Annotated in this window: 11 protein-coding genes; 5 read left to right on the forward strand and 6 right to left on the reverse strand. The window is 57.7% G+C overall.

Annotated features, from left to right (window positions below):
* Positions 1–14 precede the first annotated feature (14 nt).
* From LOKVESSMR4R_RS19480 to LOKVESSMR4R_RS19500, 5 genes are all read left to right on the forward strand, one after another.
* Positions 15–671, forward strand: coding sequence for a virB8 family protein (locus LOKVESSMR4R_RS19480; protein WP_087213707.1), 657 nt, complete (start codon positions 15–17; stop codon positions 669–671).
* 22 nt (positions 672–693) lie between these two features.
* Positions 694–1,398, forward strand: a complete 705-nt coding sequence (locus tag LOKVESSMR4R_RS19485) for a TrbG/VirB9 family P-type conjugative transfer protein (RefSeq protein WP_420645923.1) — start codon at positions 694–696, stop codon at positions 1,396–1,398.
* Positions 1,399–1,400: 2 nt separating this feature from the next.
* Positions 1,401–2,840 (forward strand): TrbI/VirB10 family protein, encoded by a 1,440-nt coding sequence (locus tag LOKVESSMR4R_RS19490; protein WP_087213709.1) that lies wholly within the window; start codon positions 1,401–1,403, stop codon positions 2,838–2,840.
* 1 nt (position 2,841) lies between these two features.
* On the forward strand, positions 2,842–3,816 hold the full coding sequence (locus tag LOKVESSMR4R_RS19495) for an ATPase, T2SS/T4P/T4SS family (protein ID WP_087213711.1): 975 nt from the start codon (positions 2,842–2,844) through the stop codon (positions 3,814–3,816).
* Positions 3,817–4,059: 243 nt separating this feature from the next.
* Positions 4,060–4,764, forward strand: a complete 705-nt coding sequence (locus LOKVESSMR4R_RS19500; protein ID WP_087213713.1) for a hypothetical protein — start codon at positions 4,060–4,062, stop codon at positions 4,762–4,764.
* A gap of 509 nt (positions 4,765–5,273) precedes the next feature.
* Here LOKVESSMR4R_RS19500 and LOKVESSMR4R_RS19505 read toward each other — a convergent pair.
* The 6 genes from LOKVESSMR4R_RS19505 to LOKVESSMR4R_RS19535 all read right to left on the reverse strand — a co-directional run bounded on the left by LOKVESSMR4R_RS19505 (position 5,274) and on the right by LOKVESSMR4R_RS19535 (position 13,153).
* Complete coding sequence (locus LOKVESSMR4R_RS19505) at positions 5,274–7,214, reverse strand: type IV secretory system conjugative DNA transfer family protein (RefSeq protein ID WP_087213715.1); 1,941 nt, start codon at positions 7,212–7,214, stop codon at positions 5,274–5,276.
* A 15-nt stretch (positions 7,215–7,229) separates the two neighbouring features.
* A complete protein-coding gene (locus LOKVESSMR4R_RS19510; RefSeq protein WP_087213717.1) occupies positions 7,230–9,191 on the reverse strand; it encodes a relaxase/mobilization nuclease domain-containing protein in 1,962 nt (653 codons plus the stop codon).
* Positions 9,184–9,741 carry a hypothetical protein gene (locus tag LOKVESSMR4R_RS19515; protein ID WP_087213719.1) on the reverse strand — a complete coding sequence of 186 codons (558 nt, stop codon included), beginning with the start codon at positions 9,739–9,741 and terminating at the stop codon, positions 9,184–9,186. Before LOKVESSMR4R_RS19515 ends, LOKVESSMR4R_RS19510 begins: the two co-directional genes overlap by 8 nt.
* 604 nt (positions 9,742–10,345) lie before the next feature.
* Positions 10,346–10,552: a hypothetical protein gene (locus tag LOKVESSMR4R_RS19520; protein WP_087213721.1), complete on the reverse strand. Its 207-nt coding sequence runs from the start codon at positions 10,550–10,552 to the stop codon at positions 10,346–10,348.
* Between the two features lie 360 nt (positions 10,553–10,912).
* Positions 10,913–11,989: an SH3 domain-containing protein gene (locus tag LOKVESSMR4R_RS20810; RefSeq protein ID WP_087213725.1), complete on the reverse strand. Its 1,077-nt coding sequence runs from the start codon at positions 11,987–11,989 to the stop codon at positions 10,913–10,915.
* Between the two features lie 234 nt (positions 11,990–12,223).
* Positions 12,224–13,153 (reverse strand): DUF2493 domain-containing protein, encoded by a 930-nt coding sequence (locus LOKVESSMR4R_RS19535; protein WP_087213727.1) that lies wholly within the window; start codon positions 13,151–13,153, stop codon positions 12,224–12,226.
* Positions 13,154–13,425 lie beyond the last annotated feature (272 nt).

The raw sequence follows: 13,425 nt of genomic DNA on the forward strand, positions 1-13,425 counted from the left end.
GAAAGACAACACCGATGAGCAAAGCACGCGATGAATTTGAAGTGGACATGATCTTTGGTCCGCGCCGCCGCGAGCGCTTTGCTTATTTCATCGCAGGCGCTGGCGTCATTGTCGGGCTGGCGGGGTTTCTCGGAGCCGTCAGCCTGCTACCACTCAAAACCACCGAAACCGTTGTCGTTGTGGTCGACAAGGAAACCGGCGAGATGGACCGCGTCGCCCATGTCGAGGCCCTGTCACTCAATGAGAGCGATGCCATCATCCAGGCCAATCTCGTGGCCTATGTCGATGATCGAGAGACCTTTGATGTCACCGACGGTGAGAGCCGGATCAATTCCGTGCTGGGACGCTCTGATCTCGATGCCGCCCGCACCCTGCGCGATCTTTGGAACTCGGCCAATGAGGATTACCCCATTACCGTTTATGGCCGCGACGCGAAGATCGAGGTGGTCATCAAATCGGTCAATCAGATTGAAGCCGGTGTTGCGCAAGTCCGGTTCTCGCGCACGCTACGCCGCCCGCGCGATGTGCGCACCGTGACCCGTCAATACGTGGCCACCCTTGCCTATGAATTCCGCCCTGAAACCCGCCAGCGTCTGCAAGACGTCTGGGCCAATCCGCTTGGATTTGTCGTGACCTCCTACCGGGTCGACGCAGAGACCCTGGAGAACTGATCCCTTGAACAAATTGACACTCATAACCGCGGCGCTCACCGCTTGTCTTGCCAGTGCCGCCTACCCAGCAGCGACACCCTCTGGAGGCCCACTCGATATCCGCATTCGCACCGCAACCTACAACGAGAACCAAGTCTACACAATCGAAACCGATCTGCGCCATGCCACCACGATCCATTTTGGCCCCGGCGAGCGGTTTGAAGCGGTTATCGTGGGCGACACCGAGAGTTTCCAGGTCGATCCAATTCCCGAACTTGGCAATGTGCTGACCATAAAGCCCCATGTAGGCGGTGCCTCAACCAATATGACGGTGATCACCAATCGCCACAGTTATTCGTTTCATCTGCGTGAAGGACAGATCCAAGGCCGCACCGGCATGTTCTTTGAGGTGCGGTTTCAATATCCTGAAGATCGCCGCCCGAACACGTCAGCCCCAAAAGGATATGAAGCCCCGCGCAACTATGCCTATGTGGCATCCGGCACCGGCGATTTCCGGCCCTCCAGTGTCTATGACGATGGCCGGTTTACCTATTTCACCTTTCCGGAAAATGCGCGCCAACCTGCGCTCTTCAAAGCCGACGCCGATGGCCGCGAGCGCACCGTAAACTGGACCCAGCAAGGCAACACCGTGCGGGTTCTGGGGGTTAATCCGTTCTGGACCCTTCGCATCGGCGACGAGGCCATCTGCATCCAGCGTGATGAAACCGCCCTCACCGTGGGGAATTAAAGATGGCGGATCAAAACCCACCTGAACTGCAGGGCCGTTTGGACAATTTTCAAAACCGCAACGCCAAGAAACCAACAAGCCGTATTGGTGTCGGTGCCCTTGCCGCCGGGCTTGGGCTGGGCGGGGCGGCGCTCGCCTATGTCTTTGCCTCCAGCCTGCAGGACGCCGCCGACCCGCTGCAAACCTCCGATGTTGAAAGCTTCCAAGACCAAAGAACCGGCAACGGCGGACGGTTGGAGTTTCCGGCTGACGAAGAGGACCAGCGGGTCGAAGATGCGCTCATCGCTGTTGAGGAGGCGTTAGAGCCGCAAGTCGCTGAACCGGCCCCTGCCCCGGCGCCCGATGAAACGGTCCTGCGCGAACTAGCAGCCTTGCGCGAAGCGCTTGCCGCCAGCCAATCAGCCCGCAATTCTGAAATCCAAGCCGCAGTGAGCGATCTGCGCGAGGCGTTTGACGCACAGACCGACGCACTTGAAGCCTCGATCGCTGAGAAAGACGCGGAACTGGCCGCTACGGCGCGGCAGAACGCAGCGCGATTGTCAGGGCTTCAAGCCATGCTCGACGCGGAACGCGCGCAACGAGAATCCCTCGAGAGTGAGCTTACCCAATCAAGCCTGATCGCAGATCAGCGCTTGCTCGAAGAACGCCGCCGCCTTGAAGAGGAAGACCGCGCGCGCGCCGCCGCGCAAGAGGCCGATGAATTGCTGCGCGCTCAGATCGTCTCCCCCGCCGTTGTGTTCGCGGGCGGTGCGGGCACAGTCGGGCAGAACGCGCCACCGGGTTCTGGTGCGACCCTCGCGGGTGATCCTCGCGCCGGCGTTGGGGAAAACGAGGACTACCTCTTGCGCGCAGCACGCCCGCTGCAAATCGACGAGGCCGCCCGCATGGAATACCCGGATCGAACACTGGCCCAAGGATCGGTTGTCCAGGCCGCCCTGCAAACCGCGATCAACAGCGACCTGCCCGGCAATGTCGTGGCCGTGGTCTCAGAACCGGTCCTGGCTTTCTCTGGCGAGCGCGTTCTGATCCCGCGCGGCTCGCGCCTTTTTGGCCAGTATCGCTCCGGCATCGACATCAATCAAAAGCGCATCTTAATTCTTTGGACCCGCATTCTCACACCAGACGGGATCTCGATGGAGATTGCCTCAGCCGGTGGCGACCAATTGGGCCGCTCTGGCCTAACCGGCTTGGTCGATACCAAGTTCATGGAACGCTTCGGAGGAGCGGCATTGATCTCCGTCATTGGCGCCGCCCCCTCTGTTGCCGCAGAAGCCGCCAGCGACGAGACCGCCAGCGTTGTTCTGGAAAGCGTTGGCGAGGACCTGCAGGATGCCGTGGGCAGCGTCATTGCCGAGCAGATCGCCATCACACCGACGATCTATGTTGATCAGGGGGCAAATGTGACCGTACTCGTGGATCAGGATGTCGTGATTTTTGACTGACATGCAGCCCACATCCTACCTTGAACAGTATTTTGAACCGTTCCGCGAATGGTTAAGCCGCGATGACATTGTCGAGCTGGCAATCAACCCAAATGGAGAGGTTTGGGTGGAAGTGGCGGGAGACGCGACCATGCGCCCGGCCGGCAAACGTGTTGAGGCGAAGGCCGCGCAGAACCTCGCACAAAGCATTGTTGGCGATGCCAAGGCTCGCGTCTCTGAAAAGAACCCGCTGGTTTCTGGTAAAATCGATTATGCTGGTCGCCCGTTGCGGGTTCAAATCGCCGTGCCACCCGCGATTGAGCAAGGGGCCTCGATTACCATCCGCCTCTTTGCACCCAAAGCCGCGCGTGAGTTCAAACCTGCGTTTCTGTTTGGGGAAGCTGTATCTCTGGAAACGCTGCGCCGCGAGAAAATGCGCAAAGTTGCTGACTTGTCCCAAGCCAACCTCGACCAAGCGCTGAAATCCTTGATCGAAGATCGCCTGAACATCTTGGTGAGCGGAGGCACATCAACGGGCAAGACCACCTTTGCGCGCAACCTTCTCTCCCATGTGGATCATGGCGAGCGGTTGATCACCATTGAAGATGCATTTGAACTCTTCCCCGATCAGCCCAACACCGTATCTCTTCTCTCCGAGAGAAGCCCCACGTCGCAACGCAGCGCCAATGCGCTCCTGCAAGCCAGTCTGCGGATGCGGCCGGACCGCATCACCGTGGGCGAGCTACGTGGATCAGAAGCGCTCACATACCTTGAAGCGATCAACACGGGTCATGGTGGATCGGTGTCGACGATTCACGCGGAAACTGCTGAGCTTGCCATTGACCGGCTGGCGATTATGGTGCTGCAAGCTGGCACGCCCCTGACCTTCGCCGAAGTGCGCGAATATATACGCAAGTCAATTGATGTAATTGTTCAACTTGGACGTTCAGACGGGCGGCGGGGGATTACGGAGTTTTACCTGCCGGTGAACGAATAGAGCGCTTTTTGTTGGGTGCGCGCTAACCGCACCAGGATTCGCGTTGTTCGAACCATAGGCCAACAATCTGTCAGCGTTTCAAGGGCTACAAGGTGCCCCTATGCCCTTAACAGTACGAATCCGGGATCACTCCCAAAGTAGCCGCCTTGTCGGTCATGGTCTGTAAAGGTATGACTAGTAAGCGAAAACCCGCGAGGACCTATTACGGCTGTCGCGGGCATCTAAGAAATTGAAGACCTAACTTTGTCTTCGATTGGCCCCATATATGGTGAAATTCGCGCTGTTGTCAAGAGAAACGGTCTAGACCGATTAGGGACCGAACGGAGCATTAACGCGTTGGTATCAAATATAATTTCTCAGGAGCGGCTAACCAAATACCTCAAAGCCGCAGGCTATGATACACAACGTGCGCTGGATCTGTATGGCTGGAACATCTTGATCAGCGAAGCTTTTTTCCCTGTGCTAAGCGCATCAGAAGTTTGCCTGCGTAACATCATATCCTCACGGTTAGTCGCTCTGTACGGCCCCACTTGGTGGGACGATGCGGCATTTCTCACACAGATCGGGAACGGCAAACGCATTGTCAAAACAGCGCGCGACAAACTCCGCAAGAAAGGAGCTGTTACATCGGGCGGCATGACCGCAGAGCTCAATTTTGGATTTTGGGTAAACATGTTGCTTGCGCGGCACGAGCCCGTTTTTTGGGCGAACCTTCATGCCTCATTTGTAGATCTACCGCCCGCCGTCACATACAATGCGCTATATGTTCGGTGCGACGCCGTTCGAGAGTTTCGCAACCGCGTATTCCATCATGAACCAATTTTGCATCGCAACATCACAAAAGAATACAGCCAAATCATGGAGTTGATCACATGGCTCAGCCCTGACAAGGCCAAGTGGATCAAGCAGTATTCGCGTGTCATGACCGTGGCTCGACAAAAACCATGAAAAGACTGCGAGAAACCGCCATGTAAACAGAAGTCGTTCCCCTTACCTGTGTGCGAGACGGCGACACAATATAGGTCAACCGCGTCGCAATCAGGCCCGGGTTCTCAAACTGCGCTGAGCGCGATACCCGAGAAAGGTAAAAGGTTAGGGCGATGATGCAGGGATTAGTTTCTGGCCAAACCCTGACCTGCCATCTGAACGGGCGGTGCAGCTTTGATCGGGAAGTCGGGGGTTGCGTGATGCCGAATGGCATATATCTGGCCTCAGAGTGAACCCAAGGAAATACGCTAGAGTTGTAGCCCTAACACCAACGCTGGTCCCAAAACTGCCCAATGCAATGCTGCGCTGCAATATTTGCATAGCCCGCCTATTGTGCAGCCGCAGCATAACCCCTACCTTCTGTAACAGAGATTGGTTCTACCTCCTCCCAGAACTGATCGACAGTAACAGGCGGCATCCACCTCCTCCCGGATGCCGCCTTTATTATGTCTCGCGCACTGGTGAACGCGCTAATCCCCCAGACCCTGCTCTTCCATCAGCGCATCTAGAAAATCGCTCTGTTCGAGCAAAACATCTTCCCACTCTGGCGGGAGGGGGTCGTCAGGATCTGGCGTAGGGTGCAAGTCTTCGGTTTCGCCTGACGCATCTTGACCCATCATCATCGCACGTGCCTCCCTTAGGGCGTTGCGATCCTCGGGCGGACTGGCAGGCTTTGCCTGCTCTGAGGTCTCACCTGCGGCATCGTTTTTACCCTGCTTAGGCTCGACCTCTTCCCACGGCCCCACGCCTTCGACGTTCGGCGGATACGGAAACGCCCCCCCTTCCTGCTTTTCGACCAATTCCTTGAACAAAGGATCATCGTAATACTTGATCCGCTGCGCTTTGATCGGATGCTGAGGCGAGGCCAGAATAATCACCTCATCCGGGTCCATCAGCCGCGCTTCCGTCTCAGAGAGAAGCGGGCGTTCTTCGAGACGTGTTGATGTCGAAGTCGCACCCAACACCCCTTTGTTACGGCCATACATACGCGTGACTGCCTCACGTGTTGTGCTGCCGACCGCGGCAGAAACTTCGCGCACTGTGCGCTGGTCCCTCGGTGTGATGTAAAGTTTCAGACCCGCGCCATTTTCCAGACTTTCACGGCCCTCAGGACCGTAAATCCGATCCAGTGACGCCAGCGACTGCGCAATCATCGCCACGCGGCCGCCATAGCTGGCCAGAGAATGGATCGCCCTTTCCAGATAGGGCATCGCGCCCATCTGTTGGAATTCATCTATCATGATCATCACGGGCCAGGGCTCATCTTCTCCCGGCTCGTTCAAGCGCAGGCTGGCAATGAGATCGGCGAACAGCAAGCGCAACAACGGGGCCAGTGTTGCAATGTGATCTTCCGAGACCACGATGTAGAGCGATTGCGGTTTCTTGCGGAATATCGAAAAGTCGATATCGCTGCGCCGCGTTGCAGCCCTCACCGCCGGATTATCCCACTGCTTTAGTCCCGCCGTCATCAGGGCCTGGATGTTGCTGGTCAGCAAACGGCTCGAGGCACTGGCCGCATTGGTCCAAAGCTCGCGCACCACGGGTTCTTCCGCTTCTTCGGCGTATGCCTTGTATTGCGCGTTTTTGTAATCCCCTCCGGCAACGATGCGATTGACCTCGCCCAAAGTGGCCCTACCGCGTTGAATCGCCAGCAGGCAGGCCGCCACAAAGATCGATTTACCCGCCTCCGAGAAAGTATCGAGCGTCTTGTTGTCCTTATCCAGAAACAGATCCGCCAAAATGCTCACTTCGGTGAAGCGCTGCGCAAAGCTCGGGGCTTTGGCGATACGTGTCAGAGGGTTGTAGCAATGGGTGGCGTTGGACCAGTCAAACGGGCTGAACCGGTAAACCTCATCGCCATTGAGCGCGCGAAGTCTGGACGTCTTGTCAAAGTTCTCGCCCTTGACATCAAGCACCACCACAGATCCGGCAAAACCCAAAAGGTTTGGGATCACGAAGCCGACGCCTTTACCCGCGCGGGTCGGCGCCACCATCATCACATGCGGGATCACCGTCGACGATATAAACGGGCCTTTGGAATTTGGCTTGCCGATCTTGCCGCAGACAAAGCCGCGACCCGCATCTTGCAGCATATCGTTCTTCTTCAGCTCGGCTTTGCTCTGCCAATGGGCTGTGCCATACTCGCTACGCTCGCGCTGGAAGGTCCAGGCAAACGCCAGAACACCAAGCCCGATGATACCAAATCCTATCGCCCCAAAGGCCACTTTGAAGGCCTCGGGATGCGCCAGACGCGTGGCATCCCCCGCTTTCCAAACGGCCAGCATATCAAAATTGGCAAACCCGACCTTAAGCGCCAGCGTGAGATAGAAGCTGGCAATGATCGTGCCAATCACCGCGCCACAGATCGCGCCAATGGGAACCGCGGCCCAGAGAGGAAGTGACTTCTGCATATTCTCACCCTCCCCCTAGAGACCCATCTCGTCATCAAGATCGCGGCCCTGTTCGCGGGCCTTCGACATGTCTTGCTCTTGTGACGCTTGGATCATTTTCGCCATCTCGACCGACTTGTCTTGCTGCAGCGATGCAGCGCGCTCGGTAAAGATCATGTCACCCGTTTCTTCGCGCATCATCTCAAGGTATTCCTGTGCGACGGTGATCTGGTCGAACTTACTGGGCAATGTGTCCTCAAGCACCGCGTAGTTGCCGTCACGTAGTGCCGCCATGCCGCGCTCGCCGAGGGCTGCCGTCAGCACGACCTTCAGATCGGCATTGATCATCGCCTCTTGCTCTTCGTTGAGGCGACCGTGTTTTAGTATATCTGCGAGGCTTTGAAGCGCCTCCGGGTGTTCGGCAATGTCTTGGGCATCAATGACAGACAGTTCGGACGCTTCACCCGGATCATCTCGGCGCAACCCTTGCTCGGCTGACATATCGCCTGACAGTTCTCGCATCCGATCTCCCATGCCATCCATAAAGGTATCCACCACCTCAAGGGCTGCGATCCGTTGTGGCTCTGTTGCGGTATCAACATTCAGCCCGTCTTGAGCCAGGACCGCATTCATGTCACGCTCAACCCAGTTCTGCGCCAAGCCGTAGTTCTTGGTACCGCCCGCCTCAAAGCGCCCAAGAATGTCATCGGTATCAAGCCCATGCTCGTTCGCGGAAGAGACCAATTGGGTAAGCGCGTCGTCATTGCCCGATGTCAGCTCGGCCACAAAAGCGGCGTCCCCTGCCCCCGGCGGATAGGGTTCCAGCAGCACCTTGTTGAACCTGCTTTGCAATTCTGGGTCTGGCACCATCCGTGACAGCTCTTTGAGGACCGGCGCAGTTTTGACCTCAAACGCTGCGCGCTCCCTGGCATCCAACTCTTCGATCTTCAGCCCGATGGCCTCGATCGCGCGTTCCGCATACTCCGTGGCCTGACCCACGGTTGTGATGTCCTTCATGTCGATCTCTCCTTGCTGTCCTGTATTGTCTGGCCCGTGCCACGGCTCACCGCGTCCCATGGCGTCGGCCATGCCGCGCACCGCACTGCCGATGGCGCGCTGGTCCATCCGGTCTAAAAAATCAGCCATCGATGTGTAGTCTTTGGCGAACGCTGTCACCTGCGCCTCGGCCATCGCACGTTCTTGTTCGGTGAGCGCTATCTCTTGCGGGCGGCGCGCTTCAGCTTTGGCCGCATAAATCTCTTCCATGCCCGCAGGTTTGGCATAAATGCCGCGCTCTATCCGCGAGGTCGCGTCCAGCATGATGCCGTGCTTCTCAGCAATCTCCGCCTGCTTCTCGCGCATCAACTGTGGTGACATCACCCCTTCGGCCCAGCAGGAAAACCAAGTGCCTTGATCAACACCGCGGTTGTTCAAAAGGATATGCGCGTGTTTGTGGGCGCGGTCGTCATGGACCGCCAAGACATAGTCCCATTGATCGCCATATTCGCCGCTGTCAAAGAAATGCTCGGCCCATTCCATGGTAATGTCGCGCACCTGATCGACAGTAACATCTGTTGGAAACGACAGCAGCATATGAGAAGTGAAGCCAAGCTTGGTAGACCCACGCCAGGTCTCTGCCCAGTCCTCAATGATGCCTGACTTTTGCTCTTCATTCAGCACCGCATCTGAGGTCAATGCATTGGTCATACTGGAATAGGTAAACACTGCTTTGTCATTCACATAGGAAAGCTGGTTGCCGAGTGATACGCGCGTCTTGCAGCCACCCGATCGGATACGTTTGAAGATCGCGGCCCGGCTCTGGCCCGATGCCGCCTTGGCCACATTGCGCAGCGAGGCGCGGCCTGAATTGGCATAGCTGCGACCCTGACGCCGACCCGCCATGCGCGCCTCGATCCGGGCGTTGGCTTTGCCCCTGATCTGCTCATTTTCCCAGAGCTTGCCCATGACGGCTTCATAGAGGGCTGCCGTGTTACGCATCGCGCGCTGCCCCCTCAATCGCATCCCAACCCTTGCCGCCGCGCACGCGCGCGGCATCTTTCATTCTTCCCATTTCTCGGCTCAACCCGCGGGTCAGATCGACGAGGTTTATGAGCAGGTCGCGGTCCTGATCAGATAGGGACAGCTTTCCGAGAACCACGGCTTTCGACAGCGCCCGAAGATCGTCCGACAGGTCCTTGGCTTGCCGCCAAGACATTGCGAACGCCGCCAACTCACCCTGCCCCAGATCGAGAAATCCGCAACGTCCTCGCAGCACCGCGTTCAGGGCTTGAGAACGATTGGCAAAGCCACGCGCGCGCCACTCTGCATCAAAGGCAGCAAGCTCGGATTGGGTTGCGCGGAACGCTACCGTCTCTGACGGATCTCGCACCGACAGGCCTTCGCCCGTCTGCTCTTTGGCCACCCGCGCCACATGGCGCTGCGTCACGCCAAACACCTGCGCCAAGGCCACTGCCGGTTCACCGGCGCGGTAGCGCCGCGCCAAATCAATGCGTTGTTCAAGCTTTAGGTTCTTGCGCTTCGCCTTCACTTCTCAGACCCCTAGACCAAATGTGCAAACAGTTGGCATATCCTGCCAACGTCCTACCGTTCTCACTTAGCTTTGGGTTCCACTCCACGCAGTATATGCGCCATTCGACATACGCGTGATCCATTGGAGTTTGCACAGCGGTCCCAAAGATACATCGAAGACGTCCCCACGACCTAGGCGCAGGGCAACTCGAACAGTCACGGCTTCAATTGGAAAGCCGTTCTTTAATCCAACCGGCCTTCCTCGCGCCCGCATCAGAGATTCAGACCGAACACGCATGTGTTCGGACGGAAGCGAGGGGCGGCGCTCACCCTCACCGACAGGGCTGACAGACAGGGTCAAGGGAGGTCAGAATTGCTTGCCAATTCTCCGCCGTAAAAACCTGAAGGCAGCGCCGAAAGGTTTTTGGGGATGGCCCCCTTGAGGCTGGCTGGCGGCTCTGTCGCAGCGCTTCTTCAACCTCAGCAGAAACCATCAGGACTGCTCCGCAGTCCTGTCATTGGCAACCGTGACCGCTGCCGAAGGCAGGGGTCTCAGCGGACCGCGCAGCGATCTCTGGGACAGAGATAGGGCCGCCTCACGGCGGCCCATCCATGGGGAGGATTTACTCTTGGGGTTCCTTTGAGCTTGGTGGGAACATCACCAGCTCTTGGACGCCGACGGGAAAGTCGAGCTTGAGGCTGAAGAACTCCGAGCCATCCGCGCCCCGGGTGTTGCGGAACATGGCTCCGACGCGTTGGAAACGGGTGCGCTCGACGCCTTCGCCATCGGTGTATTTGACGGGAACTGTTGCGACGTAGTGGTTGGTCATTTTAGTCTCTCCTTTTTGCGATGAGGATCAAAAAGCACGGGGGCTAAGGACCGGTCGCAAGCGCAAATGCGGAGGGTCCGCGCCAAAGGCGTGGAAGCCGTATTTGTGCTTGCCGGAGCGCAGCGTAGGGAACGGCCGGTCCGACCCCGTGCGATCCACATCAATGAGCAAAAAGAAGAGACCAAAATGTATGCCCCCACATCGCAGTCGCCACGGTTCTTGTTGATCTCCATGGAGGTGAAGGTCGGGTGCGCTCTGATGCAACGTGTTGGGGTTTGGTCTGTCACGCGCATCGAAAGGTAGCGCGGTTGTTCAGCCTCGGACGAAGATCAATTTCTCGGTGTTGAGATGGTTCTGATGTTATCCGCACCAAGCTTGAGGACGCGGAGGACAGCTGGTCCGGCCGCACCGGTATGGCACGGCCAGTCCTTCCCCAATCAGAGTGCGTCCAACATCCTGACCGTCGACGATCAGCGATCCACATAGACGTCCGAAGTTGCAACGATCCGTGCCTTCGGTACCAGGCCTGCACGAACATGCCACGCGTTCAAATTCTATCGATACCGCATTCCGCACCAGCTGGCTCAAACGTGCCGTTGCACGTTCCCCGACCTGGCGCTCCGCAGTGCAGGACGGCCGCCATGTCTCTGGGGCATTGAATCCGACAAGTCGCACGTTCGCCGGCAGCCCGCGAATGTCGACGGTGTCACCGTCGATGATCCGCACATCGCTGGTACGGAGGGTCCGATCCGGTGGTGTGGGTTGCATCGCGGGCGGCCCATTTGAAGACAGGAAGCTGGAGGACATCCAGCCGGTTCCTAGGTCGGACCGGATTTGCGCCCATTGTCCTTGGTCACGAAGCAGTTGGACACGCGTGCCTTCAACCAGCACGCCCATGACCGGATCGAACGTGGACGGCCCGTCCCGTTGATTGACCCGTGTGCCCGTCACATAGACGTAAGCGGAGCTTGCCGATTGCGGCGCGGACGTCGCTGGTGAGCCGTTAGATGTGGATTGCGATGATGTTGAATCGAAGAACGATCCAATCAAAGCAACGAACGCGACGACAATAACAAGCGGCACCATGATTTGCCGCTGGGCCCTACGGACCGCCCGCCGAGGTGCAGTGATTGCGCTGGTGACAGACATCGGTCTGGACTTTGGTTGGTAAGACTTGGTGCGGCGCTTTGGAGTCGGGCGCGGAGCGCGTTCGTCGGTCTGCGCTGAAGTCCGAGATGATGGCTCACGTACCAACTTCAGGACTTTATGCAGACTGGCATATTGGGCCTTACTCAGACGTGTGTCGGCTCCATACTTCTGAAATTTCGCAGCCATGTTTGTTAGAAACGACACTTCCCAATCGTTCGCCTGACCAGACTGCAGTCGCGCATCAATGCGCGATTGAATCTCTTTGGTGCGTTCTGGAGAAAAGGGCATCGAATGTAAAACCTGCGCGCGTGTTATGCTGCACAACAAAAGTCATTTGTCTCGCAGACACAATAGACAGCAATAACATTGAGATACCGCTCTGCCATTCCGGAAACGGGAAATTCGGATGGCCACCGTCATGACCTAAATGAACCCTTGCTGCAGACCATCAACGTGAATCTGAACTTGGACCCATGCTTTTGAGAACGAAGAAAGGGCCACCCGAAGGTGACCCTCGCTAAGTTATGCCTCGTCTGGTGTCTTCGCTGGATCCGCGACCCGCATCACCGTCAGTCCTTTCGCTTCGGCTTTCTGGCCGAGGTTCAGTGCGACCCCGTTGCCGCCGAAGAGGACAACTCCAGTTGCGGCGAACTTATCGTCCAGCATCTCGTCGTTGCACTTGAAGGGTGCTGCGCGTCCATGTGCGGACCAGCGCGGATCAAAGCGCGCTTGGTTAATGCCCCGCGCGCGTGCCCACCGCGCCGCGATCATTTCAGCCCCATGCTTGCCCCCTTTGTGGCAGATGAAGATATCCTGATTGCGGTTTTGTTTGATGCGGTCCCGAACCTTATCGAGTGTTCGGAAGATGACGTCGATGTCGGTCCAGTCCGTCGCGCCCGAGACGATCAGCGGGACGCCTTCGACTTTCGACTTGGCGGCAGTCTCTCGATCATGCTGCTCCAGAAGTTGCTTGGCCTCGAAGACGGCTCCCGTCTCTTGCGCCCGAACGCTGGCGCGCGATCCCGCTGCCGGAATGAAGGCATTGCCGGTCTCGACCTCGTAGCATTCCGCTGCCGCCTCCCCCATCGTCTCGATGGCGTCCACGATCTCGCGCAAGTGCACGAAGCGCGCTTGCGCCTCTTCCAGTGCGGTCTCGGCGATTTCTGATCCGTCGTGACATTTTGCCAATGCGCCGATCTTGTCGGCTGTACGGTCGACTTCCTTGCCGAGGGCCACCTTGCGGCGCTGCAGAATTGTTGCAAACCCGTGCGCGAGAGGTTCGATCTCTCCTTCAAGTCCAGTATTCCGCAATTGCCCGAGCAGGGTCTCAAATGCTTCGCGGATGATGCTGTCTTTCAGGATATCGTCCTGAGGAATTGGCAGGTGTGCGTCTTTCTCCGTCAGGCCGAAGAGTTCGATTGTCTCGTATGTTGTCGCTTGATCGTAGGCCATGTGTTCATCTCCAATGTTTGAGTTTGATGACCACCACATGCGTGTGGGGGCATGGCCGATTTCTGGTTCACCGGATCTGTTCGGGTCAGGGACGGCGCAGCCGCCAGCTTGCTGGGCGCAAAAGTTTTCAAAGCACGACGACGGCAAAAGGCGCACCCTCGCGGGCGCGACGGACCTCCCCCCACACACCCACTCTTGCCGAAAAGTTTTGCGATCCTTGAGGCGGGCTGATTTGGGGGCCATCCGGAGGATATGCTTCCATACTCATGTGT

It is taken from the genome of Yoonia vestfoldensis, assembly GCF_002158905.1.
Classification (GTDB): Bacteria; Pseudomonadota; Alphaproteobacteria; order Rhodobacterales; family Rhodobacteraceae; genus Yoonia; species Yoonia vestfoldensis_B.